We start from the raw sequence: 25,981 nt of genomic DNA, 5'->3' as shown, positions 1-25,981 counted from the left end.
GGGCGTTACCCCTCGAGGTTGTCGATCCCCGGGGTCCAGCTCAGGCCGGGCACGCCCCAACTCTTCTTACGTTCGATCTTGGCCGCCGCCTTCGCGTAGACGTGCTCGAGGCGGTCAACATACAGGGTGCCGTCGAGGTGGTCGTACTCGTGCTGAAAAATACGGGCGAGCCAGCCGTCCGCTCGAATCTCAAATGGTTGTTGCTCGGCATCGACAGCGCGCAGAATGGCCGACTCTGCCCGTTTCAGTGGAAAACGTTCACCCGGAAATGACAGGCAGCCTTCGTCTTCGTCGACATCTTCGTCGTCCACGGGCTCGGCCGACACCGGTGTGATCCAGAGTTCAGGGTTGATGGCGACGCCCCGCCAGGACAGGTCATCGTCGTCCTGGTAGCTGTACGTGAAGATGCGCAGCCCGACTCCCACCTGCGTGGCGGCGAGACCGACCCCCGGCGCAGCATCCATCGTGTCAAACATGTCTTTCACCAACGCGCGCAAATCGTCGTCGAAATCGACGACGGGAGCAGCGGGGGAGTGGAGAACGGGGTCACCTGAAATTACTATCGCGCGTACGGCCATTTCTCCAGAATATCGTCAAGCTTGTCGATAGGGTCGTCAAGTGACTCCTGACCTAACCGATCTGGCGACAGAAATCGCCATTGATCCGCGGCAGGCCATCGGAATTCCGCTGGCCTTGGTCGGCGCCGTCTTTCTCTCCCTCGGCGCTCAATTTCAGCATCGCGGCGTGAATAAGGTTGAAGCGCGCACCAAAGCGGTCACCGGCGGTCTCAGCGTGCGCCAGCTCACCCTGCTGCTGGCCCGCCCGTCCTGGGTGTTTGGATCTCTTATGCTCGGTCTGGCTGTTGTGTTCCAACTGACGAGCCTTGCCTTCGCGCCTATCATCGTCGTGCAGCCGCTCGGGGCGGTCGCCCTCGTTATCACCGCTGTCTTGAACGCCCGAGTCAGCAAGGTCAAGCTCAATCGGGCGAGTATTATCGCCATCTCTATGTGCGTGGGCGGGGTAGGCCTGTTCGTGACCGTGGCCGCGTTCACTGCCGTCGACAAGCCGGTCACCGACCAAAACCTGGTGACAATTCTCACCGTTCTCGCGGTCGTTCTGCTGGTCTTTGCGCTTGCCTTCGGGTTTCTCCGCCGCCGGTCACAGGCAATTTTCTACATACTCGGTGCCGGCGTGCTCTACGGATTCGTAGCGACGTTGGCCAAGGTCGTCATCAATCGCACCCAGAACGGAAACTTTGAGTGGCTGACGTTGACTTGCGTGCTCGGCCTACTGCTCGCCGCTGTACTGGGGGCGTACTTCGTGCAGAACGCCTACGCGTCGGGACCACCGGATCTCGTGATTGCAGGGCTCACTGTTGTCGACCCGCTCGTCGCTGTCGGCATTGGAATCATCGTGCTGGGCGAAGCCAGCCAGGCACCGCCCGCGGCTGCCGTCGCCTTCGTCGTGGCTGGAGCAATTGCCATTTGGGGGGTTTTTCTGCTCGCGCGCTACCACCCCCAACTCGACCGCTGATTCGCGAGAAATTTTGGGGCGCTGCGGTGCGGGACACCGCTGGGCGGGCACGGTTTAGAATAGTGTTCGAGTGCACCGCGTCATTTCTAGTGAGTGCACTTGAGATTTCCTGCCGGATGATGATCTCCGGCCCAACAACGTAGGGACCACTCCACTTGTCAGATTCGACCGACTTGCTGAGCAGCCCAACCCCGGGCAATGCGCCCGAGCGCGCCGCGAGTGTGCCGTCTGAAAAGCCGCGGATTCGTGTTCTCATCGCCGCCGATACTTTTGCACCCGATGTGAACGGTGCTGCTCGATTTGCCGAGCGACTGGCCGCCGGTCTGGTGGCACGAGGCCACGAAGTTCAGATCATGGCTCCCGCGCCGTCGCGCAAGCACGGCAGTTGGACCGAAATGCACGAGGGACAGTCGATGGTGGTGCATCGCCTGCACAGCTGGCGCTGGTACCCGCACGACTGGTTACGCTTCGCCTTGCCCTGGCTGATTCGTGGTGAAAGCCGGCGTATTCTCGACTCGTTCCATCCCGACGTCGTGCACTTTCAGTCCCATATCAACGTCGGCCGCGGTGTTTCGATCGAGGCGGCCAAGCGCAACATCCGCCTGGTCGGCACGAATCACTTCATGCCCGAAAATATGGTGAAGTTCTCCCTTGTGCCGGTCGGCTTACAAGATCGCGTCATCAAGGCCGCCTGGCGTGCTGCCCGGCGCACGTTCGGCCGCGCCGCAGCCGTCACGACCCCGACCATACGGGCCGCACAGTTTTTGGAGAAATACACCGGTCTCACCGGTGTCCATGCCATATCCTGTGGAATCGACGCTGACAACTACGCACCGAACTTCGAGCCGCGCACAAAGAACCGAATCCTATTCGTCGGTCGCGTCACCGGAGAGAAGCAGATCGACGTACTCCTGCAGGCGGCAGCGCTGCTGTCACCCGACCTCGACACCCGGATCGAGATTGTCGGCGGGGGCGACCAGAAACGCAACCTGGAGCACCTGGCCGACACCCTCGGCATCCGCTCCCGTGTCACGTTCACCGGTTATGTGACGGATAACGAGCTGCGCGCGGCGTACTCACGGGCTACGGTCTTCGCCATGCCGTCCATTGCCGAGCTGCAGAGTATCGCCACGATGGAGGCCATGGCGTCGGGACTGCCAATTGTGGCCGCCGATGCAATGGCGCTTCCACATCTCGTTCATGACCAGGCCAACGGGTACCTGTTCAAGCCGCGCGATGCGCGGGATCTGGCGGACAAACTGACCCTGGTGCTGACGGCTACCCCGGAACGCCTGGAGGCACTCAAGCGGGAGTCACTCAAGCTCATTGCCGCGCATGACATCAAGCGCACTTTGAACACGTTCGAATGCCTGTATCGTGGTGAGTCGGTGAGCGATCTGGTCACCAACGGGGTTTCGTCGCAGACGCCGGGATAGTCACGTATTTGTGGGTACGACCGTTTGGTTGTTCTCTTTGGGGCGGTAGCTCAGCTGGTTAGAGCAGCGGACTCATAATCCGTCGGTCCCGGGTTCAAGTCCCGGCCGCCCTACTGTAATTTTGATCTGATCAGGGTTTCTTGTCTGTACCGAAAGGGCAAGACTTGACTCACCCATTGTTTATCCATTGTTTATTCCAAAATTTCCGTCCTTCTGGGGTACCCACAGAGAAGGTGCACGACCCGGTTCGAGTCATCTGGGATGACCTAGAACACCTACGGGTTATGGACACTGAAAAACTCTTGGGGCTCGGTCTCGAGCCCGTTTTGACGACAAGCGAGCTGGCCGAATATGTCGGCGTGCAGGTGCAGGCGATTTATGACCTGCGCACCGACGGTCGCGGACCCTCCGGCATCCGCGTCGGACGAGAGATCCGCTATCGGGTCTCAGATATTCGCCGGTGGCTGGACGGTTTGCATGAACCGGAAGCGGTCTTGGACAGCCAAGGGGTTGATCGTTGATGTCGGGGCGACCGCGCCTGCCGATTAGTACGTTCGGTTCGATCACGACGGTCAAACTCGGCCCCGGGCGGTTTCGTGCCACGACCGTGTTCCGAGACTGGGACGGACAGTCCAGACAAGTCGGCGCCACGCGGGAGAGCCGAAACGCGGCGCAGGCGGCCCTCAAGACCGAACTGGCCGCGCGAATGCGCGTCGGTGGCGTCGGGGAGTCCCTGACGGCCAGCTCGCCTTTTCCGTTGCTCGCGGCGGCCTGGATGGAGGACGTGCTGCTCGATGTCGACCGTGTCCAGGGCACGAAGGACACGTATCAACGCGCGTTGCGTGTGCTCGTCTTGCCCTACTTCGAGAACTTCACGATTCGCGAGGTGACCGTCGGTCGTATCGAGCTCTTCCTGAGGGAGCAGCGAGTGCAGTCCTATACGCGAGCAAAGCACTCTCGAACAATCTTGGGCATGATTCTCGCGTTCGCAACGCGGAGGGAGATCATTCCGCGAAATCCGATGAAGGAGACCTCGCGCATGAAGAGCCCTCCGCACACACCGAAGGCGCTCACGATCGACCAGATTGCCGCTATCCGCCTTGCGGCCCGCGAATGGCGCACGGAAGAGGGCAGAATGGGGCCGCGGTCCGACGGCCAGGTGCGGGACATCATCGAGGTGATGCTGGGCACCGCCACGCGCATCGGAGAAGTGCTCGCCATTCGGCAGTGCGACGTCGATCTGGACGCCGACCCGCCGCGGGTGAACATCAGCGGCACGCTCGTCGTGCACAACAAGTCCGGCGTGCACCGTCAGGAGCATCCCAAGACGCACGAGTCGAACCGGGTCATCGGCATGCCGCCCTTCGCGGCCGAGGTTATCCGCCAGCGTTTGGCACTGCTCGATCCGGAGGATGCGGAGCACCTGATCTTCTACTCCCGAGTTGGCACTCCACTCGCGCCATATAACGTCAGGCGCACGTTTCGGGAGATACTCCGAAATGCTGGACTCGAGGGCTTGAACATCACTCCGCACTCCTTTCGCCGCACCGGGGCGACGCTCCTCGCCAATGAGCTTGGCATGCAGGCGGCGGCCGACATGCTCGGGCACACCTCGACGTCGACGACGAAGGCGCACTATGCGGAGCCGGACCGCACGGTAAAGTCGGCGCCGGCGGAGGTGATGCAGCGGTTGGCTCCGCCACGTTAGGGGTTTTAGAAGAGAAACCCCCGACGGGAACCACCAACGAGATGGGTCGAAGATTGTGGCTACGACCAAATCCACGAGCTATCCATCCGCTCGCTTGTCGACGCTAAAGCGAGCAGGCGCTGCGACTACTTCGGGGCCCAAAGATGCTCACCGTGCAGAAGCATTCTTCCCGGCGCAATACTGCTGCGCCCGAGTTTCCCGCCTTGTCGCGTGACCGCGTGATGGCCGCTTGAGAGTACCTTCACGCGACAACCATGGCACCCGCATCAGCCTGCAGCAAGAAGGTTTTGGCGCAGGGCGGGCTGGCCGTTAATCGAAGGCCAGCCTCATGTGCCCATGCGCCTGGCAGCATTAGCCTTTTATTATGGATCCGATCTTGCTCGCAACGCTGCTACCGCCAGACTTCGATCCGATCCAGTGCAAGCTTCACTGCGCGGTTTACAACGGTGAGGCATTTCCGATCGACGTCCTCGGTAACGACTCTGATGAATGGCAACGGTGGAACTCGTGGCGCAATGTCAACGACGACTTCAATCGACACTTCATTTTCTCGCTCGCGCAGGACAGACATGACCCGACGCTTTGGCTGTTTGGTGGGATCTGGGAAGTCGTGGGGCGCCGTCCCGATCCGCGGCAACATTCGTACGACGTCGTCCTTCGAGAGGACCTCATGGGTCCGTTCATCAAGAGGCTTTATGTACGCTTGGCACTCGCGGGTCGCAACCGACGCCGGAACATGGAGGCGTGTCTAAACGACATGACCGTTTCGATGATTACTGAGGAGGCATTCGACGGTGATCCGTTCCCGGGGCACGACCGCATCAATCACTCGCTAGCCGAGATCCAGGCGATAGTGAAGCAAGGGCGACCTGACTGGCGGATCGCCTTAGAGCAGATGAAGGGCGTCTACGTCATCCACGACGAGGCAACGGGCGAGCCCTACGTTGGCTCGGCGTATGGCGACACAGGGATCTGGCAACGCTGGTCCCACTACGCCCGCACGCTCCATGGTGACAACGTCGGGTTGAAGGTCCACCTCGCCGCGAAGGGCGAAGACTACTTCCGAAAGACGATGCGGTTCGCTCTGCTGGAGTTTTGGTCGATGCGAACTGACGACCAGCACGTAATCGACCGCGAGACCTATTGGAAGGGAGTCCTGATCTCTAGGTCGCTAGGCCACAACAGGAACTAGGATTTTCCCGACTTTGAGTCGACGCCAGGATCGCGACGTAATCGACGCATTGCAATCGATGCTGCACAACTATCACTTCATGCGAGTGTCCTCCCGGATCGTCATAGGGCCGAGCCGTGTTGGCACCATGGCGGAGTGACTGTCAGGCCAATACGGAGGTCAGCGTGCAGCCACGGAAATGAATCAACTTCTTGCGGAAGGCAAGGCGTAGACGGTGCGTCTGTCAGTCGTTGAATGCCGACGGTACTTTCCCGACGTAACCAGTGTGTGACCGCACGGAGGCCTGTGCGCTTGCGGACGTCTGATGATGGCTCGCCTACCGAGCTGACCGTATTCCCGGGCGAACGCCTCCCGACGACGTCCCGCACGGTCTCGTTGCAGGTAGCGGGAGGCGTCGCGCCACTGCTAGGTTGCGTTCGTGCAAGCACCTGACTCGATCCCCGCAGTCGCCGAGCCCACGGTGATCTACGTGATCAACCGGGAATGGTCCCCCGAGGCAAACGCGAGAGCGACGTACGATGCGACCCGCATGTACTGGCGCGTGGGCGCGGACACTCGGCAACGTGCGGTCTACGCGCTCGGTGTCGCCGGCGGTGTTGTCCGAGGCGCATATCGAATCCAATCCTGGCATTCCGGTGACGAAGAAGGGCGGTGGGGCTTTGATGGAGTGCCGGCGCCAGAACTCGGCGCCGTAGGGACGAGCGTCGAACGGCTTGCACCGCCCAGGGGCGCGGCGAACCCTGTGCGTCGTTACCTCGACGGCATTCCAACGAGCGATGAGAAGCCGGTGAAGGCGATCGCCCGGGAACTGAACGTGGAGCCGCTCGCGCGGATCATGTACGGCCAACGCGAGTTGTTCCACAGCAACTTCCTCGCGTGGTTCTTCGACGCTCTGCCAAAGCTGGCCGATGCTGTATTCCGCGATCTCACGACCGACGACGCCACAAGCCTAACCACAGTGCGGCGCGTTGAACGAGAACGAGAGAACCTCGACCTCGTGCTCCATTGGCCGGACGCGGCGCCGTTGGTCATCGAGAACAAGGTGTTCTCGCTTCCCGAGCGAGTGCAGCTCGACGAATATCGCGGCAAGACTGCGCGGTGGAAGGGTTCGCCCGCGCAGCACATCCTGCTGAGCATGTCCCCACCGCATGAGCCGGTCGAGGGCTGGACCTACCTGAGCTATCAGGAACTCGCTGAACGCATCGATCTCGCCCTCCCTGACAATGACGACAGCAGCTACGAGGTCGAAACGGTCAGACGGTACTCGCGAGTCGTGAGGCTCCTGAGCGCCCTACTCGACACCACTGTCGTGCACTCCATGGAGGAGTCTGCGTGGCTGGACAGTTCGCAACTCGCAGAGATTGACTCGACCCAAACCCGAACCGCGCTCCGAAAGCTCCGCGCGCGGCGGGTGCAGGCCGTAATCGCGGCGGAAGGCCGGCGGTGGGATGGACGGAGTCCGCCATCAGCCACGGCCAGCCTCTAGTCGGCTGGCGACGTCAAGCTCGGGTTGGTGGCGTTGAAATCGAAGCGGGGTGGCAGTACCAGGAAGGACAGTTTCGGTTGTGTGTCGTGTTGCCACACCTCGAGGGTCGCACCGGAGAGGACAGAGACGCCCGCGAGGAATTCGCCACGTTGCACCCCGAGCTGTTCGATTTCGCGCCGCTCTACGACGTCCTCGCATCACCGGATGGGCAAGTCATGCCGCGCGACGGCTTCGGGCACTTCGCTCCGTCGTTTGTGTACCGCTACGTGAAGGCGCCGGACCTGACCGTCAAGCAGCTCGTCGCGGCGACCCACGCAATCAATGCCGCGCTTGAGGCGTGACGAGCGGCCCGCCGATTCTGTCCGCATGCCGAACCCCCTGCGGGACGTCGCGTCCTCAGTGCCCGACGGAGAGGTTTCCTAGTTCGCGGGCCGATCAGGGGTCAAACGACGGCCGTGAAGCCCTGGCGAATCGAACATGCTCGTTTTCGTCCGCAGCACCCGCCAAGAGTCGTAGCTACAGCGTCGTGAAGATCAGAAAAAGAGTGAAGATGAAGTTCGCAATCATGAGGACACCGGCAGCGCAAAATGCCAGTCCGACGGGGCCCAGGGGAGTGCCGATGTGTCGAGGATGGTCCTTCAAGTACTTGAAGCCTCGATTTACGACGAGAAGGGAAACGGCGAGGCTAACGAGCAAATAGTAGACCCAAGGATGCACGGCGAATCCATTCCAGTCCGAGAACGATGCAGGAAGCAGAACGACCGCCCGACGAAACGAAAAAGTATGGGTTTAGGAGGAAACTTCCCAGACCCTCTACTGGGGGTAGGCGCGTGAATCACGACAGTGATGGGGCTCTGGCTTTAAACGTACGCGTTGACCCGCTCGGCGACACCAGCCGTAGGACCGATCCCCGTGGAACGTCCGTACGCGCGCGCTGCGCGCGCCTATGTCCAACGAAGACCGCGACTTTCGCGAACCATGAACTACGGACGAACTCTGTCCAGTTCTGTTTCAGGAACCCCCTGCGCGACGGATCCGCGGCCAATCGGGCCGATTGCCGAGCGCCCAGATTCTGGGTCAGTGGGGGGACCGTAGCTGGTCGCCCGGCTGGAGCGCCGTGCCGGCTACGCACCCGAGCTCTCCGGGCTGAAGCAGAATCGTGGGCACCTGCAACACCTGCACGCCGTCGACGTCTCGTTTCACGAGCAGGCAGTCGTCCCCATCGCCCATCGCGAAGCCGATGTCGCCGTCGACTGCCGTCGCCTCGGGATCGAACGCGATCTCACGCTCACCGGTCGGCTGCGGCATTCGCTTGACGATTTCGGCGACTATGTCGTCAGCGGATGCTGCGGACGGCGCGTTTGTCAGCACCTCGACGACGAGAGCCTCCGCTCCGTCGGGAACAACGTCAACCAAGCGGGTGTCGACCGGAGGGGGGATGCGCTGTGCGTCCGGCGGGCAAGCGATGTCGTGGGCGACCGCTGTGTCGTCGCTCCATTCGCCGGGCTCCTCGGTCGCGACGCCCCAGAAATCGAACTGCGACTCAAAGCAAGCGACGTGCGGCCCTTCGTTCGGGGTGGGCTGTATCGTCGCACGAAACTGCAGCGCTCCAACTGGTTCTCCGTGGATCGCGCCAGGATATGGTTCGTAGCCGATCAACTCGACTACGGTCGATTTCTCGGTGTCGGTGTCAGCCCAGCGGGCATAGTCATCGATCACGTCCGTCGCCTCACGGTAGAGACCCCGAGAGACGTCAGCGACTGCCTTGCGCGCCGACACTTGTGACACCGCGTCCGACGCCGGGACTGCTCCCGCGCAACCAGTGAGCGTGCCGCACACCGCGAGGGACAACCATGCGAAGGGGCTCGGACGGTGTCGGTTCGAAACGGAATGGCGCACGGTGTTGATCAAACCACAAGTCGGCCGGATGTTGTTGCGTGGGGGATGGCCCACATCAGCACGGCGTCAACGCCGAAGGCGAAGTAAAGTGGTGGTAATCATGTCATCGACGGTACCGCGGCCCCCCGCCCGCAAGGCGACCCTCTTGCGAGACGCCAGGGGCCGGGCTTGTCCAGGTGTGGAGTCGAGCGCGCAGTGGCGGCGCCGTTGCCTCATAAAGGAAACCGGCAACGACCGCACGCGCATCGACTAGCCAAGCGATTTGTTGACACATACCCGATTCACTGCGAGGTTGTAAGAAGTTCGTTCACCCCGAGTGAGTGCTCGTCATCCGGGAGCAGGATCGTGCACTGCCGCAACGATGGGGGAAAGTAAAATGTCAACAGCAGCATCGTCAAGCTCGGACGTCAGACCACGGCTCAAGTATGGGACGCTACGAGGGCCAACCTTCGCACTCGCTCTTGCCGCCATCGTGACCCTTCTCACTGGGTGCAGCAGCGCGGCGGTCGGTGACACCAGTTCGCCAGGAAAGCCTCTAGAGCTGCGGCTCCTGATCTCCTCCGTTGACGGTCCATGCACCGCGCCGGCCCTGACCTCAGACGACGCAGGCACGGCCTGCGATCGGGAGGGAACCACCACATACGAGTTAGCGAAGGTGCTGGGCGAGGTCACACCGGACTCCGTAGCGCTCTCCGAGGATCAAGGATCGGCGAATTCCGTGACCCTCGGTCTCAGTGACGCAGATACCGGTACTCTCGGAGATGTTTCCCGCGAGGCGCTCAACAAGAATCTTGCGATTGTCCTCGAGGGCCGGGTCCTCTCCGCCCCGCTCGTGAAGGATGCCCTTATTGCAAGTATGCTGACGCTGATGTTCGAGACCGCATCGGAGGCCAAGCAGGTCGCCGCAGACTTGGGGGCTCCTGCAACTCCCTGATGTCAACGGGCTCACCTACGACCGGCGCTCTGGGGACCCCTATAAGGGACGGCAGGAGTGCTGGACCCATTGGTCACGTGCGAGCTGATTCAACATTCAAGAGTCGCGACGGGATCGCGGACGTTCGACGCCAGAAGCCCCGGCCGCCGAGCCCAAATGTCTGGTCAATCCGTCGCCTGCGGAATCCATTGCACAAGGTGGTCGCTACTCATTCTTCAGACGCGGCCGGAAGGACGAGTGTGTCAGAGTCAATTTCGACCGGCGCGTCACTCACTTGCGGCGTCGAGGTTCCAGATGCTGTATCACCAGCATTTGGAGCCGAGACTGCGCATCCAGTCAGCGCGAAAATGGCTACGACTACGGTCAGGCTCCTAGCACAGGACAGCAAATGCCCAATTTTCCCCCTATCTCCGCCGTATCGTCGTCGCGATATCGACGTGGCTCGACGCACTAAACCCTTGGACGTTGCCTCGCACGGGGACCCGTTCGATATCGTTATTCGCCCGCGTAGATCACGATCTCCTGGTTCGCTTTGTCGTAGACGAACTGCAGGGCGGTCGGTCCCGGGAACGCCGACTGCAGTTCGCCGGGAAGGTCTTCGTCGTCCGCCATCAACTGGGTCATCGCCGGAAACGGCCCCGCTGCACAACCGCCCCTGACCCGCCCCGAGAATGAATTTGAGTCGGAGTTCTCGCCGTCCGCGGCCAAGAAGACGCTCAGGCACTCGTCCTCTGCGCCGCTACCGAACCAGCCGCCGGCCGCGACGACTGCACGGAGCCCGTAGAACTCGTGGAAGGCCTGCGCAGCATCGCCTTCAGCTGCGATGTGCTGGAAAATGCCGGGGACCTGATAGCTGGGATCGATTGATAGTCGGGCGACCTGGTCGGCTCCGGTCTGGAGAGGATCGGGCTGGACCCGCTCGACAAGAATGAGGGCGGCCGCGATGACGCTCGCGATGACGGCGAGACCGAGCGCAATCAACACGGTCGAGCGACGGACACGGGCGAGTCGATCCCCAACGGCAAGAGCGAGGCGAGCAAAACGTCTCAAGAATTCGTGAGTCGGGCGTTCCTGCTCGTCATCGACGAGATGGGACTCTTCTTCGCTGCCGGACACGTCGATCGGATCGACGGTAGGCTCCGGGGGCATAACCGCATCGAGAAGTTGCGGCGCTAGTTGCCGTCTCGCGTCCTCGAGTTCCTGAAGCCGCACTTGTGCTGGAAAGTCTTGATGGATGTCGGCCTTTCGACCGTAGGCCCGTGCTTGCAGGCCACGCAGTTCATCGTCCTCAGTCGCCCCCATACAGAAGATCCTCTCACCAACCACTCTGACGCGTAGACCGCCCCGGGATACCGACAGCACGTCTCTTAAGGGGAACCCCCTACGGGACGATTAGCCGCCAGTCTCGGGAAGGCGGTTATCCGTTTCCATGTCAATTGCGGATCATGAAGTCGCAAAGCAGAGCGCCCGACCAGCAACTCGTGTGGACCTGGGCGGAATGAGGATGGCGCGGGCCTTGTACTCTGGTCGTGGCCAGGCTCACTGACAGAACCGGCCTAATACTTCATGCACGAAGCATCGTTAGGTTCCAAGTCACATGAGCTACAAGCACGGCACTCTTTCCAAAAGTCTCACGGTTGTGGCTGCGACGGTTTTCGCTTTAGCCATCGCCGGTTGCGCATCCGCTGTTGCAGAGCCGGAGGAGCAGACAGCAGAAGTTGCCCTGCCCACCAGCGCATCAACCCCGCCGGCGGCCCCGCGGGCAGGTGAATCTGCCATAAGCACGGACCATGTTTGCGGACAGGTCACGGCAATCGCCACGATGGAGGGCAACACTGCGGCCGGTTTTGCGGCTGGAGTCCTGACCGTAGATCAGCTCGTTGCTCAGATGGACATGGTCGCCACCGGGTATGAGCATGTGTTGGTGAACGATTCTGAGGTCGGAGACCTAGTCACGGCTTCCGTGATCTTCCTGAAAACAGCCGAGGCTTCACTCAGTGGTGCACGCTTTGACCATGAGTCGGCTGAGTGGCAGGGTGCCACTTCTGCCATCGCCGCGGCATGTCACGCGGCTGGATCCTCCATCTCGATGCTCGCTGACTTCGGCGGTTAAGCTGCCACGGAGCGCGACTCCGAATGATCAGCCGCATCCTCCTCATGCCGATTCGGATAACCACGACGTCCCCAGTCACTACCCTTAAACCGAGTCGTCATTCCGTGCGAATCTTCTGCATTTGATGTGATGTGCCCGGATTACCGCTCTAGCACAGGCGCAATTTACCGCACACAGTGACGTCAACGTATCTCACCGTGGTTTCAATGAAACTGACTAAAACTTCGTCCGACTTGAGGACTTCATCCAGAGGGACAAGCCCTATCGGAGGTTCGTCAGTGACGACCGTGTTGGACAGTGGGCTAGGCGGCGTTTGCGCCAGCGTTCTAATGATCGTGTTGTCGGCTCGGCCCAGTGTCACCATCACTTGCTCACCGCTACAGTCGTACCCGCCTTCAACAGGCGGCGCTGCGCTGCCTGTTCTGAGCGCTTCCAAAGCGGGTTGCCTATCCACTGACGTCAGAGGCCATAACGCCACGCACGATCGTGCTGCAAATTCTTGGTCGAGGAGCAACGCGGCTGCTGAGGCCTCCAACGCCGGTGCGAAGGTGACAAGCGTGACCCGGTAGAGAGAGCACGAATAGCGTCGGGGCGCGTCCGGGTTGCTGATCGAGCCGAGTGGCTCGACGCTGCACGCATCTAAGTTGCGGGTCGCGGCTGGAAACATGCCGACGGTATTGTCGGCGAGGCTCGTCGCAGTTATAGCTGCGGCTGCGGCCGTGGGCCGGCTTTCATTTCCTAACTCTGGCCCCGCCTTTACCGAGGTATCGGCGCACCCAGTCAATATCGCCGTCGAAAGAATTATTAAGGCCGCAGCGAGGCGGCTAGTAGATATGGCCATGACATACCCGTTCCTGTGCCGGTTGTGGTGTCGGGCTGGCGTGCCCTCGTACCTGGTGACGGACCGCTTCATCGACCGCGACAGTCTCGACCGAACAAACGTTGCCGTGCCCAATGAGCCTAGAGGGACGGGTGCACAGGGTCTCGCCGGTTGCCTTCCTGCGGCGAGTAGGTCACGAAGAGCTTGGGGATCAAGCGGTCAACGCGTTCCGCTCCGTTCCGACACAGGAACGTCTTGCGGTACTGGGTTTGGAACGGCGTGGGCGAAGTTGCCCGTTCAATGGGAATCGGTGAGCAGCTGATACATGAGATGGTCCTGCCACTGGCCCGCAATTTTCAGGTATTTGGGTGCAGTTCCGTAGCGCACGAAGCCCACGCGTTCGAGGACTCGTTGGGAGCGCGCGTTGGGGATCAGCGTCTCGGCCTGGATTCTGTGCAGATTTAATTCTTTGAATGCCAGCGCGGTCATTGCTCGAACTGCGTCGGTGGCATAGCCACGTCCATTGCTTTCTTGAGCGACCCAGTAGCCCATGTTGCAGGACTGAAAGGCTCCGTAGGTGATCCCACTGAATGTGATCCGACCTACGACCTGCGAATCCTCGTCGAGAATTACGTGTGGCAAGGCTTCGCCTCGGCTGTGTCGAGCGAGCGCGTTTTCAACTTCCGCCTGCTGACCTGCCACCGTGAAGTAGGGGTCCGCGCGGATTGGGTCCCATGGAGCCAAGAAAAGCCGACTGGATAGTTGAAGGTCGGCGAGGCGCCCCACATCGTTGACGGATATGAGTCGAGTAGTAGCAGGCATTAGAGAATGCTGCCACATGCGACTCAAATCATCCGCGCCCGCAAGGGGAACCTCCTACGGGACGACACCCTGGGTCGGCGGGTGGCTCGTAAGGCGCACGAGAATGGCCCTTCCTGGTGCGCGGGTCCAGCGGGTGCTCGGTCTGCTGCTCATGATCGAACTGAAATCATGGGTGTCAGTGCGGCTGGAGGCTCGGAAATAGACTGCGAGCATGGTCAAAACCGCACTCCATCGACGCCTTCCTCTTGTGGCCGTCGGAATCGCCGTGGTGCTGTGGTCGACGAGCTTTGGAATCAGCAGCGAGGTATTGAAAACGGCGTCACCCGCCGTGCTCTCGGTCGGCCGGTTCGCGATCGGCCTGATCGTCCTCGTGCCCCTCGCCGCACGTCGGCCAGTCTTCGCGCGTACCCTCCGCGATCCGCGAACGATTCTGCTCGGGCTCCTGGGGGTTGCGATATATTACTCGCTGACCAACATCGGTCTTGAGTTCACCACTCCCGGCACGGCCGCTCTCAGCAATGCGGCGCTCCCGACGCTGACTGCCCTGCTCGGTCTGTTCGTCCTCAAGGAGCGCCTACCTCCCCGCACGATCGTCGGACTCGTGCTCGCGACCGCCGGCGTCGTCATCGTGGCGGGTGCGGGCCACACTTTGGATATCGGCGTGCTGCTCTGCCTCATTGGCTTGGCCAGCTACGCACTCTATACAGTGCTTCTCCGTAAGGGTGTACTCGCCGAGTCCCGACAACGGGCGACCGGGACCGTTGATCCGCTCGTGCTGGCGACGGCGACCGCCGTGTGGGGTACGGCGATTATGCTGCCTTGGCTCGTCGCAGAGATGGCAGTCGGCGCGGCCGATATCCCGAGCGGTTGGGGAGGTCTCGGGGGGCTGCTGGTCCTCGGTGTCGTAATCACCGCGCCGACTCTCGTGCTATTTAAATACGGCGCGGAACGTCTTCCCGCCGCAGCCACCGGCGTGCTCACCGCAGCAATTCCGGCACTCGGGTACCTCTTCGCCCTGGTACTTGGCGAACCATTCGACGCGATCACCGCACTCGGCGGCGCAGTCGCGCTTGTCGGCGTCGCCATCGCCTCGGTCACAGTTCCCTCGACCGACTCGAGTCCGGCTGGTTCGGGCTTACTCCCACATAAGGACGTGGCCGCCGGCACTTCTGCAGTCGACTGATCAGAGAGCAGGGCACCTGACAGGAGCGCAGTGCGGCACCGAGCAGTCACCAACGCCGCCACAAGGCGATCAACTCCACATGCCAAACCAGGCGCGCACCCGCATGCCCGTAAGGGGGACCCCGACTGCGACGATTGTTGACTCCCTTTGAGCCGAGCGAGATGGTTTCGCCATGGATGGATTACTGATCGGATACGCACGCGTGTCCACCGAAGAACAAGATCTCACCGCCCAACACAATGCCCTGGAACGTCTGGGCGTTAGATCATCACTGATCTACACCGATCATGGTCTGACCGGAACGAACCAGGCCCGACCGGGGCTTCGCGAAGCGCTGGCCGCCTGCCGTGCTGGAGACACCCTGGTCGTGGCGAAACTCGACAGACTCGCACGATCACTCAGGGATGCGAAAGACATCATCGACGAGCTCACGGCCAAAGACGTCAAGCTCAGTATCGGCGGAGCACTACACGATCCGAACGACCCGGTCGGGCGTCTCCTCTTCAATGTTCTGGCTATGGTCGCCGAGTTTGAATCGGATCTGATTCGCGCCAGAACCCGGGAAGGAATGCAGGTGGCCAAAGCTAAGGGTCATCTTCGCGGTAAGCAGCCCAAGCTGTCGGTGCCGCAGCAGAAGCACTTGGTCGAAGTCCACAACGCCGGCCTTCATTCCAGCGCGGAACTGGCGGAGCTTTTCAACGTCGCGCGGTCGACCGTCTACCGAACTATCCAACGTCAATCCAATTCGAACCGCTGAGAGACCGTCAATTAGGATCTCGTTTCCGGAACAGCTCGTCCGGCAACGGGAACCCGCGACGGGCGGGATCAGCTAACCACGAGATTCCCTCCCACGTTAACTGTGTGGGCCTCAGCGGAGAGTGACGAGGAATCGGCATTGTCGCGCCCAAGGTGACAGCCAGCTCCCGGTCGGTGCTCCTAATAGACTGATCGGCGTGCCTCGATCCCAGCGGATTCAAACGCTGGTTGGAGCATCTGACTGAAATGGGGGCCGTACTTTGGCAACGGGCTATGAGCGTTACAGCAAGCACCCGGTGTGGGAGACTCTTCAGCTCAAGAGAGAGTCGCTAAACGCGGCTAGGTTCGATGAGGCGGAGTCGGAGCAGGCGCGTAAGGACATCATTGAGTGGCTCGACGAGTCGCTCAAGACGCGGGTAGCTCGGCAGCCAGCGCTCTATCTAAGTGCCCTCGACCAGCTCAGCGCCGCGCTCAATCAGCTTCCCGTAGACACAGCGTCTTTTCGGCAGTTCCTCGCATACCGTAACCAGAACGGTCAGGCTTACCAGCTGCTCGAGAATTCACTTAGGGCCTTGCCGTTGCCTCCTCCCAAGGATTTGAAAGCTGCTTACGTCGATCTCCTAGATAAGGAGGTCGACGCACGCAGCGAGCGGCTCGGTGAGCTTGACCAACGTGTCTCCGAGACCGAGAAAGCGCTGCGCGACCGACTGGACGAACTGACTAAGGTCACCGCCGAGGTTAATCAACTACGAACCGTGATTCAGAACGAGCGCGAGGCAATCGCCGCCGTTAGCCAGTCCGCCGAGTCGGAGATGCGGGCAGAGTGGGAGGCAGTGCTCGATGTCTGGGATCGGGAACGTAAGGCGACAGACTTGGAGCACGACACACAAGCTCTCAACAGCATCGCCACGCTCGCGGCGACGACCAGAGCGGGAGAAGCGCTGGCCGAGCACGCGGCCGGCGATCTGAGTGCCGCAGATTGGTACGGGCGCGCCAAACGCGAGCGTAAAGCAGCCCAATGGGTTCGCGCCGGCGCATGGGCGGCGTTCATCTTCGCGGGAGGGATTGGCTTCTATATTGTCAGCGAAGCCATCATTGAGAACTTCGATATTTCCCCAGGGGGCGGAATTCTACGAGCCTCCATTGCAATCGTAATTGGTGCCTTCGGCGCCTTGCTTCTCCGCGAGGCCGGTCGCCATTTCCGCGAAGCGGATACCGCCGAAGACGTAGCGTTGTCGTTGAAGGCGTTGGCCCCTTTCTACGCGAACTCCGCGGATCAGATAAGGCTTGCGGCACGCGTCGAGCTCGGGGATGCGGTTCTTGTCAAGAACGTACTTTCTAGGTTCTCCCACCGCGACGCGTCAAAGCATGGGGCAGAGGTCAAGACTGCCGAACTGCCTGGCCTCGTGAAAGAAGCCGCAGAGGCGCTAAAGGTGGCCGCAGACGCTACTCCCGGTAGGTAACGACCTCACCACAGGTCAATTTTGTAGATCACACCGGTCCCGCACTCTGGAGACGCCCGTAAGCCGGACGTTGACTGGGACAATTATTGACCCGCTCTCCTCAAAGCGGGATTGTTTCGCCATGTCTCACCGCCCAACAAAACGCCCTGGAACGACTGGGCGTTAGATCGTCACTGATCTACACCGATCATGGTCTGACCGGAACGAACCGGGCCCGGCCCGGGCTTCGCGAAGCGCTGGCCGCCTGCCGTGCTGGAGACACCCTCGTCGTCGCCAAACTCGACAGACTCGCACGCTCACTTAGAGATGCGAAAGACATCATTGACGAACTGACGGCCAAAGATGTCAAGCTCAGTATCGGCGGAGCCGTGCATGATCCGAACGACCCCGTCGGACGCCTGCTCTTCAACGTCCTGGCGATGGTCGCCGAATTCGAGTCGGACCTGATCCGCGCCAGAACGCGGGAAGGAATGCAGGTGGCCAAAGCAAAAGGGCGCCTTCGCGGTAAACAGCCCAAACTGTCGGTGGCGCAACAGAAACATTTGATCGAAGTACACACTGCCGGCCTACATTCCAGCGCGGAATTGGCGGAGCTTTTCAACATCGCGCGCTCGACCGTTTATCGCACTATCCAACGTCAGTTCGAATCGGGCCATTGAGAGGAGCCCTCAATCGAAATCTCGTGGCCGGATTCGCTGGTCCGGCAACGGGAACCCTTTACGGGAAGTTCGGGCGGGTGTGAGCGAATGCACCGGCCTCCCCGAGCGGCTCACGCATGTGGTCCGATAGGGTGAAGTGCAGCTGTGAGCCCTGGGGAGGCCCCAATGAAGTACTGGCACGTCTTAATTGCTTCGTCCGCTCTGGCCGGGGCGCTGGCGCTGTCCGGGTGCACCGCAGATTCCGCACCTGCTGTAAGCCCGACTCCGTCAGCCACAGCATCCACAACTGACGCGGCGACATGCACCGCCTTCGGCGATGTTCTGACAATTACCGCGAACGCCGATGCTGGTCTTCGCGACGGTCGGATGGCCACTCAGGAACAACAAGGCTGGTACCGGCTGGCCACGCGCGTACTAGATCGGGTGCCGACCAGCGGAAAAGGCGACGTTAGCGAGGCAACCGCCGCTCTCAGGGACGCCGCGCCGGTAATCAGCCTCGGCGCCATGGCAACGACCGGAATTAGGTCCGCGGAGTGGAACGACGGCCTCGACAAGCTGTCCCTCGCTTGCGCCGACGCGGGTGCCGAGACGGCCATTGCAATGTTCACTGGCGGATAATTCGGATTTCAGCGAGCGGGTGCCGAACTCGCGGTGTCACAAGGCAGGAGCCGCCCCGTAAGACGAACGGCCAACGAGACGCTCTCCAACTTCGCCCTGCCCCGCACCAATCAACCAGTGACGATTGGCTGTGGAGCGGATATACCTATCCTTGTCGAGCTGCGGGCAGGTGGCAGGAGTCCTCGCGGACGGCACGAAGAGGTGTTCGCCGCAATGTCGCGCGAGGGCGGAACAAGCGATCAGGTTTCGTCTAGTCGCAGCGCAGCACGCTTGCGGCGCTTCCGGTCTGACGGGTCCCGGAGCGGGTATCGCAGTCCTACGATCCTCCTGCGCCTGAATCTCCACGAAGGTGGTGTACGCCGTCGAGTTCATTGCTTCGTCGTAGGCCGCCATGGCGGCTGCTACAGCTGGACCTGTGCTGCCACTGCGTCTCACGCGGATCGCGAGCAACGCGAGAGCAACCGTGACGAGGGCGACAGCCGCAAGTGCGATCAGCCCCGCCACGAACACTGGGACGCCCCAGATCGCCCGCAAGCCGAACCCATACGGCACGAGGCGAGGAGAGAGTTTCGCGATGATGAGTGTCCGGGCGACCACGCCGCAAGTACGTTAGTAGAACTGCGACGGGAAGGTCGTACCGACGAAGACGTAGGCGAGCTTCGTGAACGCTGCCGCTCCTGGATGAGGTGCATCCCCTGAATCACTGATAGATCGTCGTCATTGGGATTCGCCACACGCACACTATGGCAGATGAGCAGGCCGCGAAGCGTCCGTATGCCGGACGCCCGACGATCGCCCACGCAGCGCAAAAAGTGGCTGGCTAGACCGTCATGCACCCTGCAGCTCACCCGCCGGACTCGTCACTTCAAGTCATCGTTGACAGTCAGATCTTTTCGCTGCTACAGTCGTGCTCAAACGTTGCAGCAACCGAGCACAGGCGGTTCATCGTTACAGATTCAAAAGCCTAAGGATCATTGCTCTAACGTTTGAGCATCTAGTGCGGGAGTTGTCGAAGGAGACACGGTGGCATCATCAACTAAGGCCGTCGGCGCGACGCTTCGCGACATTGCAAAAGAAGTCGGAATCTCCGTCAGCGCGGTGTCTATGGCTCTGCGCGATCACCCCCGAATCGGCCCTGAGACAAAGTCTCGGGTGATGACCGTTGCCGAGCAACTCGGTTACGTGCCCAATTCGGCCGGACGTGCCCTTCGTGCGCGGAAGGCTGACGCCGTTGCACTCATCGTTCCCAACACCAGCCAACACGTCTTTGGACACACCTACTTCATGCATGTGCTGACCGGCGTTACCGCTGTGGCCAATGACAACGACGCGCAGGTAATGATCTCTACGAACCCGGACGAGTCTCATGGTATGGCCGCGTACGAGCGTGTCATGCGGTCAGGGCGAGTGGACGGGGCGATCGTGACTAGCGCCGCCGTGACGGATAACAACGTCGAGCGCCTCGTCCGAAGCGGTCTTCCCCTGGTTCTCCTGGGAAACTTCCCGTATCTGCCTAACTCGATCAGTGTCGGTATCGACGACAGAGCCGCTGCGTTCGAGGCAACATCTCACCTGATAGAGGTTCACCAGCGGCGGGCTCTCGTGCACATCAGCGGCCCGCTTGACCACCAGAGTGCGATCGATCGCCGAGACGGGTTCTTCGATGCTATCCAAACGCACGATGTCACCGGGCACCTGCTTCTCGGTGATTACAGCGAAGAATCTGGTGCCCGCGCGGTAGAGGACGTCACCGACATCGACGGTGTGTTCGCGGCCAACGACGAGATGGCGTTCGGAGCAATGACTCGACTGCGCGAACGCGAACTCACTGTCCCCGCAGAGATCTCGATCATCGGGTTCGACGACTTCGGCCTTAGCCGCGTCACGACTCCCTCGATCACCACAATGCACGTGCCGGCGGAACGCATGGCACGTCTCGCGACCGAACGACTGTTCGACCTCGTATCCGGAGTTGCCGTAACGCAGGCTGACGCCCACGTCACCCTACCCGTCAACCTCGTGACGCGAGGGTCGTGCGGCTGCTAGGCGCAACACCGAGAGGGCCGTCTCTCACCTATCCGAATCACACGATCTCATACAGCCCGAAGGAGAGCTTTCTTATGAGAAGAATCACATCAGCACTGGCGGCCGCATCTGTGGCGGCCGTCGTCTTGGCGGGTTGCAGCGCTACTGCCCCCGAATCAGACGCCCCGGTCGAGCTCACTTTGTGGACAGGTTTCACAGGCGGAGATCGGGGAGGGTACGAAGACCTCATCGTCGCCTTCAACGAATCTCACGATGATATTCAGGTGACCATGGAGGTGCAGCCGTGGGACACGATCGCGCAGAAGCTGCCGTCCGCGTGGGCGACCGGCCAAGGCCCTGACCTTGCGACGCCGAGCTTCGACCCGAACATCGTGAAGAAGTACCTCGACACCAATTCGCTCCTGAAGCTCGATGACGTTGGGGACACGACGCTGCTTGCGCCCGCAGCGGTCGACGCATTCACTGTGGACGACACGCTCTACGCCGTGCCGGCGAACGTCGCGACACTGCAGCTTTACTACAACAAGTCGCTCTTCTCGGGGGCCGGTATCGAGCAGCCGCCTACGACCGTAGAGGAGTTCAAGGAGGATGCGGCGGCGTTGTCCGGCGACGGAATAGTGGGGCTTTCGCTGGCGGACCACGAGACGATTCAGATGTGGCCGATCCTGCAGTGGCTTGAGGGCGGCGACATCGTCGACGCGGAGGGCTGCTCGGTGCTCGACAGCGCGCAGAATGTGGCCGGTCTGCAGAGCTGGGTTGACCTCGTCAACGCTGGCGCCGCCCCGGTGGGGCTTACGGGAGCGGAATCCGACTCTCTGTTCAGTGCCGGCAAGGCGGCTATGCAGCTGAACGGTCCGTGGGCTGCGGCCGGTTACGCCGAGGCCGGCATCGACTTCGGCGTCGCCCCGGTTCCCGTCGGAGTCGATGGCCCCGTGACGCTCGGTTCGACTGTGCCGATGGCAGCCTCTGCCCAGACCAAGCACCCGGCGGAGGCGCAGGCGTTCTTGGAGTGGTGGACCGGGCAGGATGCGCAGCGGCAGTTCGCTCTCGACAGCGGGTTCCCGCCGGTGCGCACCGACCTCGCCGACGATTCCGAGCTCGCGGCCAACGAGATCGTGGCATCATTCGCGGCGGCGTTGCCCACCGCTCGGCTGTACCTCGTCGGTGTCGAGGGTTCGACACAGATCGATTCCGAAGCGTATGTGCCCTTCATTGGGGAAATCACGCGCGGCAGCGATGTCGCGGACGCGGCCGCTGCGGCATCCGCGAAGATCAATGCGATCACCGGATGCTCCGACAAGTGAGCACGCGCACTACCTCTCCGGCCGTCCGGGGCTCTCGCCCCGGCGGCGGGAGGGCCGCCCCGCGAAGGGCGTTCCGAGGCCTGCCCGGATGGCTGTTCGCCGCGCCGAGCATCATCATTCTTATCGTTTTCATTGTCTACCCGATCACCCAATCGCTCTGGTATAGCCTGCACGATTGGCGTATCGGCGCTGAGAGCCAGATCTGGCTCGGGCTCGACAACTATCAGAGGCTGCTGGGCGACGAACTGTTTTGGAACGCGCTGCGCGTGACGCTGCTCTTCTCGCTGGTCAGCGTCGTTCTGCAGATCGGAATCGGCTATTGGGCTGCCACCGCCCTGATGCGCGAGACATGGTTCAATCGAGTCTTCCGCTCCATCTTTTTCTTCCCGACGATCGTGGCGCTCGCAACGATCGGATTGGTCTGGCGGTTCCTCCTCGACGCCCGCATCGGATTCGTCGGCGGTGTCGTCCAGCTCTTCGGCGGCGATCCTGTCGAGTTCCTGCAGGACCCGTCGTTGGCGTTGTCGACAGTGATTTTCGTCAGCGTCTGGAAAACCGTCGGCTACGCGATGGTGATCCTGCTCGCAGGGATCAAAGGGGTGCCCGATTCTCTCTACGAGGCGGCTCGGCTCGACGGTGCGAACGCCCGACAGTTGAACTGGCATGTCACCCTTCCCAGCATCCGACCGACGCTCCTGTTCGTGACGATGATCTTGACGATCAACTCCCTCCAGGTCTTCGACCTCGTCTACGTCATGACCAACGGAGGACCGTTGTTCGCCACGGACACTCTGGTGACGATGATGTACCGCGAGGGCTTCACCAACTTCAACCTTGGGTACGCCTCCGCGATCGCCTGGGTCTTGTTCGTCATCATCATGCTCCTGTCGGCACTTCAGCTCAGATTGTTCAGGTACCAGGATGTCGACTAAATTCCATGTCTCCCTCAAGTGGGTGCTGCTGGGCATCGGCGTTCTCGCCGCGCTGATTCCGTTCATCTGGATGATCGCTGGCTCATTCCGCAGCGAAGCCGACCTGTTCGCTGCACCGGAGCGACTTCTTCCCACCACGTGGACGCTCGACGGCTACATCAGCATCTGGCAAGAGCTGCCGTTCCTGCGCCTGCTGCTGAACAGCTTCATCTTCGCCGGCGTGACCACCGTTCTGTGCCTGCTGTTCGACTCTATGTGCGCGTATGCGCTGGCGAGGATACAGTTCCGCGGATCGAACGTGCTGTTCTGGCTCGTGATCGCGACCCTGATGGTCCCGTTCCAGGTGACGCTGATCCCAGTGTTCATCGAACTGTTCCACTTCGGATGGCTCGACACTTACCAAGGCCTGATTATTCCTCGCGCGACGAGCGCCTTCGGGATCTTCATGCTGCGGCAGTTCTTCATCTCTATACCGCGGGAACTCGACGAAGCGGCGCGTATCGACGGCGCCGGTCACCTGCGTATCTACTGGACCATCATCTTGCCTCTGGCCAAGCCCGCGTTGGCGACACTGGCCGTGCTGCACTTCATGAACCTCTGGAATGACCTGCTGTGGCCACTGATCGTCACGAGTTCCACCGAGATGCGCACTCTACCCGCCGGGCTGACCCTCTTCGGTGGACAGCATGTCACCGATCATGCGGTCCTCCTCGCCGGGGCCACCATCTCTCTTCTTCCCCTCGCTCTGGCGTTCTTCTTCGCGCAGAAGTACTTCGTGGCGGGCATTGCGACGACAGGACTAAAATGATATCTCCCCACGAGCCCTTCGCCCGCGGCGGCTTCACCTGGCTTCTCGGTATCGAAGACACCTGTGTGTACCCGGTGTCGTCATCGGAGGCCCCGCTCGACGAACACGTCCTGACCGGCCACACCACTGCTTGGCGGGAAGACCTCACTCTCGCCCGTGATCTCGGGGCGACTGCAGTCCGTTGCGGCGTCAGCTGGCCGCTTGTCCACGTTGCTCCCGGCGTGTACGCATGGGACGAGCTCGACAAAGTGATTCCATTCGTTGTCGACGAGCTGGGGCTGACGATCGTCGCAGACCTCGTCCACTACGGGACACCTCGATGGCTCACCGATTCATTCGCTGATCCCGGGTACCCGGAGGCCATCGCGGAGTTCGCTCGCGCGTTCGCTGACCGGTACCGCACTCGAGTGACGCACTTCACACCGTTGAATGAACCGGTGACCACAGCGTCGTTCTGCGGACTCCGCGGGGTTTGGCCGCCGCGCCTGACCGGGTGGGACGGGTGGGTGAAGGTCGCGGTGCCGATCGCGGTGGGGATGGCACGGACGACGGCAACGATTCGTGAGGTCAATCCGGACGCCGTAATCGTCCACGTCGAAGCCTCCACCGTCGTGCACACTCAGGACTCCGCACTAGGTGAGCACACCGCGCTCATCCGGGATATTGGCTGGCTGCCCACCGATTTCCTCTTCGGGCGTGTCGACGAGGTGCACCCATTGTGGGCATGGCTCCTCGAGCACGGTGCCCGTCAAGAGGACCTGGACTGGCTCCGCGCCAACCCCGCCGTCCCGGACTTCCTAGGGGTGAACTACTATCCCGACCTGACACCGCGTCGCGTCACCCGCGTCGACGGGAAACACGTGCAGATCTCCTACGACAAATGGACGCTCGGTCTCAGCGAGGCTCTGGAAAGCTTTGCCACCCGGTACCAGCTCCCACTGATCATCACCGAAACCAGCATCGAGGGTGACGACATGATGCGGACGCGCTGGCTGCGCGATTCCGCCGCAGTTGTGGAAGACCTGCGTGACCGGTTCGATATCCGTGGGTATACATGGTGGCCGATGTTCGACTTCGTCGACTGGTCCTGGGCTGCCGATGGCACCAACGTCGAAGAGTTCGTCGTGGAGAACGTCGCCGCCGATGGAACCACGTCGGTGGGGCCGGCGCCGTCGCTCGGCGACCCCTCCCAAGGGAAGACGCCGTTCCTGCGTCGCATGGGCCTCGTGCGTCTCGATGAACGCCCGGACGGCACACTCACGCGCGTACCCACACCGGCCGCCGCGCTCTTCCGGGAGCTGTCATGAGCACGCCCGTGTATGCGGAGTACTTCGCTGACCCGTTCGTGCTGCAGGTCGCCGACGGCTCGTATGTGGCCTACGGCACGGGCCGTCCGCCCGCCTCCGGGCATATGGTCTTCGAGGCGCTGACGTCGACGGATATGACTCACTGGGAATCACACGGCTCGGTGCTTCCCCGGCTGGGTGCCGAACTCGGTGACGAGTATTGGGCGCCGGAGGTGGTGGAAGCCGACGGCGGCTGGTGGCTGTACTACTCGGTCGGGCACGGCATCGTCGGGCATCATCTCCGCGTCGCCCGCGCCGACCACCCACTCGGTCCGTTCGTCGACCAAGGAGTCAACCTGACCCCGCACGAGTCGTTCGCGATCGATGCGCACCCGTTCCGCGACGTCGACGGCACCTGGTACCTGTTCTTTGCCCGCGACGTTCTCCAGCACCCTCGCCCCGGCACCCACCTCGCGGTCGTTCGTCTCTCCGCGATGGATGCGACCGCGGGATCCCCTGCCGTGGTACTTGAGCCCAACGCGGACTGGCAGATCTACGAACGCGCCCGGGCTATTTACAACAGCACCTTCGATTGGCACACTCTGGAAGGCCCCGCTGTCATCCACCGCGCCGGCCGATACTGGATGACCTACTCCGGAGGTGCTTGGACCGGCGACGGGTATGCCATCTCGTGGGCTGTCGCCGACCACCCGGCTGGCCCGTGGGCACACGCCCCGCAGAACACAGCCCCTCTGCTCACCACCGACGACGACGGACTGATCGGGCCCGGACATAATTCCCTGGCGGTCACTCCGGACGGTGACGATGTAATCGTTTTCCATGCATGGGATGCGCACCATGATGCACGCAAGATGCACGTGCGCCGCATCTCCTTCGAGCCGGAGGAGCCTTGGGTCGGCGGCCCGACGCAAGGCTCCTCCATCCCCACCCATCGGTAACCGACGCAAGGCAAGGAGAAGTAC

The 25,981-nt window shown here is 61.7% G+C and carries 25 protein-coding genes and 1 tRNA gene; 21 read left to right on the top strand and 5 right to left on the bottom strand.

The genetic code is table 11. The annotated features are described in order from the left end of the window. Nucleotides 1–5: 5 nt before the first annotated feature. The gene (gene def, locus CXY74_RS15385; protein WP_104201242.1) at nucleotides 6–578 is read right to left on the bottom strand and encodes a peptide deformylase; all 573 of its coding nucleotides are present in this window, start codon (nucleotides 576–578) and stop codon (nucleotides 6–8) included. A gap of 40 nt (nucleotides 579–618) precedes the next feature. Here def and CXY74_RS15380 point away from each other — a divergent pair, with 40 nt between their 5' ends. From CXY74_RS15380 to CXY74_RS17375, 8 genes are all read left to right on the top strand, one after another. After that, a complete protein-coding gene (locus tag CXY74_RS15380; RefSeq protein ID WP_104201241.1) occupies nucleotides 619–1,533 on the top strand; it encodes a DMT family transporter in 915 nt (304 codons plus the stop codon). Between the two features lie 155 nt (nucleotides 1,534–1,688). After that, complete coding sequence (locus CXY74_RS15375) at nucleotides 1,689–2,969, top strand: glycosyltransferase (protein ID WP_370446165.1); 1,281 nt, start codon at nucleotides 1,689–1,691, stop codon at nucleotides 2,967–2,969. Between the two features lie 39 nt (nucleotides 2,970–3,008). Then, nucleotides 3,009–3,082: transfer RNA gene (locus tag CXY74_RS15370), tRNA-Ile, on the top strand. 171 nt (nucleotides 3,083–3,253) lie between these two features. Continuing rightward, nucleotides 3,254–3,490, top strand: coding sequence for an AlpA family transcriptional regulator (locus tag CXY74_RS15365; RefSeq protein WP_104201240.1), 237 nt, complete (start codon nucleotides 3,254–3,256; stop codon nucleotides 3,488–3,490). After that, nucleotides 3,490–4,677 (top strand): site-specific integrase, encoded by a 1,188-nt coding sequence (locus CXY74_RS15360; protein WP_104201239.1) that lies wholly within the window; start codon nucleotides 3,490–3,492, stop codon nucleotides 4,675–4,677. Before CXY74_RS15365 ends, CXY74_RS15360 begins: the two co-directional genes overlap by 1 nt. Before the next feature lie 364 nt (nucleotides 4,678–5,041). Further along, nucleotides 5,042–5,869 (top strand): GIY-YIG nuclease family protein, encoded by an 828-nt coding sequence (locus CXY74_RS15355; protein WP_104201238.1) that lies wholly within the window; start codon nucleotides 5,042–5,044, stop codon nucleotides 5,867–5,869. 418 nt (nucleotides 5,870–6,287) lie between these two features. Continuing rightward, nucleotides 6,288–7,355, top strand: coding sequence for a PD-(D/E)XK nuclease family protein (locus tag CXY74_RS15350; protein ID WP_146070171.1), 1,068 nt, complete (start codon nucleotides 6,288–6,290; stop codon nucleotides 7,353–7,355). Then, nucleotides 7,313–7,696 (top strand): hypothetical protein, encoded by a 384-nt coding sequence (locus CXY74_RS17375; protein ID WP_146070170.1) that lies wholly within the window; start codon nucleotides 7,313–7,315, stop codon nucleotides 7,694–7,696. The genes CXY74_RS15350 and CXY74_RS17375 overlap by 43 nt, the downstream gene beginning before the upstream one ends. Nucleotides 7,697–7,871: 175 nt before the next feature. On the opposite strand, the gene CXY74_RS15340 is transcribed toward CXY74_RS17375, so the two are convergent. Beyond that, the gene (locus CXY74_RS15340) at nucleotides 7,872–8,072 is read right to left on the bottom strand and encodes a hypothetical protein (RefSeq protein ID WP_104201235.1); all 201 of its coding nucleotides are present in this window, start codon (nucleotides 8,070–8,072) and stop codon (nucleotides 7,872–7,874) included. Between the two features lie 360 nt (nucleotides 8,073–8,432). After that, nucleotides 8,433–9,074, bottom strand: a complete 642-nt coding sequence (locus CXY74_RS15335) for a hypothetical protein (RefSeq protein WP_146070169.1) — start codon at nucleotides 9,072–9,074, stop codon at nucleotides 8,433–8,435. Between the two features lie 652 nt (nucleotides 9,075–9,726). Here CXY74_RS15335 and CXY74_RS15330 point away from each other — a divergent pair. After that, nucleotides 9,727–10,188 (top strand): hypothetical protein, encoded by a 462-nt coding sequence (locus CXY74_RS15330; RefSeq protein ID WP_104201233.1) that lies wholly within the window; start codon nucleotides 9,727–9,729, stop codon nucleotides 10,186–10,188. A 495-nt stretch (nucleotides 10,189–10,683) separates the two neighbouring features. Here the strand turns inward: CXY74_RS15330 and CXY74_RS15325 are convergent, their stop codons facing one another. Then, nucleotides 10,684–11,490, bottom strand: coding sequence for a hypothetical protein (locus tag CXY74_RS15325; protein ID WP_104201232.1), 807 nt, complete (start codon nucleotides 11,488–11,490; stop codon nucleotides 10,684–10,686). A 295-nt stretch (nucleotides 11,491–11,785) separates the two neighbouring features. Here CXY74_RS15325 and CXY74_RS15320 point away from each other — a divergent pair, with 295 nt between their 5' ends. Continuing rightward, a complete protein-coding gene (locus CXY74_RS15320; protein WP_104201231.1) occupies nucleotides 11,786–12,301 on the top strand; it encodes a hypothetical protein in 516 nt (171 codons plus the stop codon). A gap of 1,117 nt (nucleotides 12,302–13,418) precedes the next feature. Here CXY74_RS15320 and CXY74_RS15310 read toward each other — a convergent pair. Next, nucleotides 13,419–13,943, bottom strand: a complete 525-nt coding sequence (locus CXY74_RS15310) for a GNAT family N-acetyltransferase (RefSeq protein WP_104201529.1) — start codon at nucleotides 13,941–13,943, stop codon at nucleotides 13,419–13,421. Nucleotides 13,944–14,154: 211 nt separating this feature from the next. Here CXY74_RS15310 and CXY74_RS15305 point away from each other — a divergent pair, with 211 nt between their 5' ends. From CXY74_RS15305 to CXY74_RS15250, 11 genes are all read left to right on the top strand, one after another. Further along, nucleotides 14,155–15,126, top strand: coding sequence for a DMT family transporter (locus tag CXY74_RS15305; RefSeq protein ID WP_104201229.1), 972 nt, complete (start codon nucleotides 14,155–14,157; stop codon nucleotides 15,124–15,126). A gap of 172 nt (nucleotides 15,127–15,298) precedes the next feature. Next, nucleotides 15,299–15,883: a recombinase family protein gene (locus CXY74_RS15300; protein WP_104201228.1), complete on the top strand. Its 585-nt coding sequence runs from the start codon at nucleotides 15,299–15,301 to the stop codon at nucleotides 15,881–15,883. Between the two features lie 295 nt (nucleotides 15,884–16,178). Next, nucleotides 16,179–17,345 carry a hypothetical protein gene (locus CXY74_RS15295; RefSeq protein WP_146070168.1) on the top strand — a complete coding sequence of 389 codons (1,167 nt, stop codon included), beginning with the start codon at nucleotides 16,179–16,181 and terminating at the stop codon, nucleotides 17,343–17,345. A gap of 86 nt (nucleotides 17,346–17,431) precedes the next feature. Further along, a complete protein-coding gene (locus tag CXY74_RS15290; RefSeq protein WP_233193449.1) occupies nucleotides 17,432–18,004 on the top strand; it encodes a recombinase family protein in 573 nt (190 codons plus the stop codon). Nucleotides 18,005–18,169: 165 nt separating this feature from the next. Continuing rightward, entirely contained in the window at nucleotides 18,170–18,622 is a 453-nt protein-coding gene (locus tag CXY74_RS15285) for a hypothetical protein (protein WP_104201225.1), read from the top strand. A 1,023-nt stretch (nucleotides 18,623–19,645) separates the two neighbouring features. Next, a complete protein-coding gene (locus tag CXY74_RS15275; RefSeq protein WP_104201224.1) occupies nucleotides 19,646–20,668 on the top strand; it encodes a LacI family DNA-binding transcriptional regulator in 1,023 nt (340 codons plus the stop codon). Nucleotides 20,669–20,742: 74 nt separating this feature from the next. Further along, nucleotides 20,743–21,972 (top strand): ABC transporter substrate-binding protein, encoded by a 1,230-nt coding sequence (locus CXY74_RS15270; protein WP_104201223.1) that lies wholly within the window; start codon nucleotides 20,743–20,745, stop codon nucleotides 21,970–21,972. Beyond that, nucleotides 21,969–22,904: a carbohydrate ABC transporter permease gene (locus CXY74_RS15265; protein ID WP_199183263.1), complete on the top strand. Its 936-nt coding sequence runs from the start codon at nucleotides 21,969–21,971 to the stop codon at nucleotides 22,902–22,904. Before CXY74_RS15270 ends, CXY74_RS15265 begins: the two co-directional genes overlap by 4 nt. Beyond that, on the top strand, nucleotides 22,894–23,712 hold the full coding sequence (locus CXY74_RS15260) for a carbohydrate ABC transporter permease (protein WP_104201221.1): 819 nt from the start codon (nucleotides 22,894–22,896) through the stop codon (nucleotides 23,710–23,712). The genes CXY74_RS15265 and CXY74_RS15260 overlap by 11 nt, the downstream gene beginning before the upstream one ends. Then, nucleotides 23,709–25,019 (top strand): family 1 glycosylhydrolase, encoded by a 1,311-nt coding sequence (locus tag CXY74_RS15255; RefSeq protein ID WP_104201220.1) that lies wholly within the window; start codon nucleotides 23,709–23,711, stop codon nucleotides 25,017–25,019. The genes CXY74_RS15260 and CXY74_RS15255 overlap by 4 nt, the downstream gene beginning before the upstream one ends. Then, entirely contained in the window at nucleotides 25,016–25,957 is a 942-nt protein-coding gene (locus CXY74_RS15250) for a glycoside hydrolase family 43 protein (RefSeq protein ID WP_104201219.1), read from the top strand. Before CXY74_RS15255 ends, CXY74_RS15250 begins: the two co-directional genes overlap by 4 nt. The last annotated feature ends 24 nt before the right edge of the window (nucleotides 25,958–25,981 follow it).

This window comes from Cryobacterium sp. Y29 (genome assembly GCF_002929825.1).
Lineage (GTDB): Bacteria > Actinomycetota > Actinomycetes > Actinomycetales > Microbacteriaceae > Cryobacterium.
The sequence above is the reverse complement of the archived record's forward strand: the minus strand, read 5'-3'. Positions and strand labels throughout refer to the sequence as shown.

Excerpts from the sequence above, each read along its gene's own strand:
- CXY74_RS15300 (WP_104201228.1), top strand. The coding sequence starts at position 15,299 with ATGGATGGATTACTGATCGGATACGCACGCGTGTCCACCGAAGAACAA.
- CXY74_RS15270 (WP_104201223.1), top strand. The coding sequence starts at position 20,743 with ATGAGAAGAATCACATCAGCACTGGCGGCCGCATCTGTGGCGGCCGTC.
- def (WP_104201242.1), bottom strand. The coding sequence starts at position 578 with ATGGCCGTACGCGCGATAGTAATTTCAGGTGACCCCGTTCTCCACTCC.
- CXY74_RS15255 (WP_104201220.1), top strand. The coding sequence starts at position 23,709 with ATGATATCTCCCCACGAGCCCTTCGCCCGCGGCGGCTTCACCTGGCTT.
- CXY74_RS15360 (WP_104201239.1), top strand. The coding sequence starts at position 3,490 with ATGTCGGGGCGACCGCGCCTGCCGATTAGTACGTTCGGTTCGATCACG.
- CXY74_RS15320 (WP_104201231.1), top strand. The coding sequence starts at position 11,786 with ATGAGCTACAAGCACGGCACTCTTTCCAAAAGTCTCACGGTTGTGGCT.
- CXY74_RS15285 (WP_104201225.1), top strand. The coding sequence starts at position 18,170 with ATGAAGTACTGGCACGTCTTAATTGCTTCGTCCGCTCTGGCCGGGGCG.
- CXY74_RS15325 (WP_104201232.1), bottom strand. The coding sequence starts at position 11,490 with ATGGGGGCGACTGAGGACGATGAACTGCGTGGCCTGCAAGCACGGGCC.
- CXY74_RS15260 (WP_104201221.1), top strand. The coding sequence starts at position 22,894 with ATGTCGACTAAATTCCATGTCTCCCTCAAGTGGGTGCTGCTGGGCATC.
- CXY74_RS15355 (WP_104201238.1), top strand. The coding sequence starts at position 5,042 with ATGGATCCGATCTTGCTCGCAACGCTGCTACCGCCAGACTTCGATCCG.
- CXY74_RS15310 (WP_104201529.1), bottom strand. The coding sequence starts at position 13,943 with ATGCCTGCTACTACTCGACTCATATCCGTCAACGATGTGGGGCGCCTC.
- CXY74_RS15305 (WP_104201229.1), top strand. The coding sequence starts at position 14,155 with ATGGTCAAAACCGCACTCCATCGACGCCTTCCTCTTGTGGCCGTCGGA.
- CXY74_RS15250 (WP_104201219.1), top strand. The coding sequence starts at position 25,016 with ATGAGCACGCCCGTGTATGCGGAGTACTTCGCTGACCCGTTCGTGCTG.
- CXY74_RS15365 (WP_104201240.1), top strand. The coding sequence starts at position 3,254 with ATGGACACTGAAAAACTCTTGGGGCTCGGTCTCGAGCCCGTTTTGACG.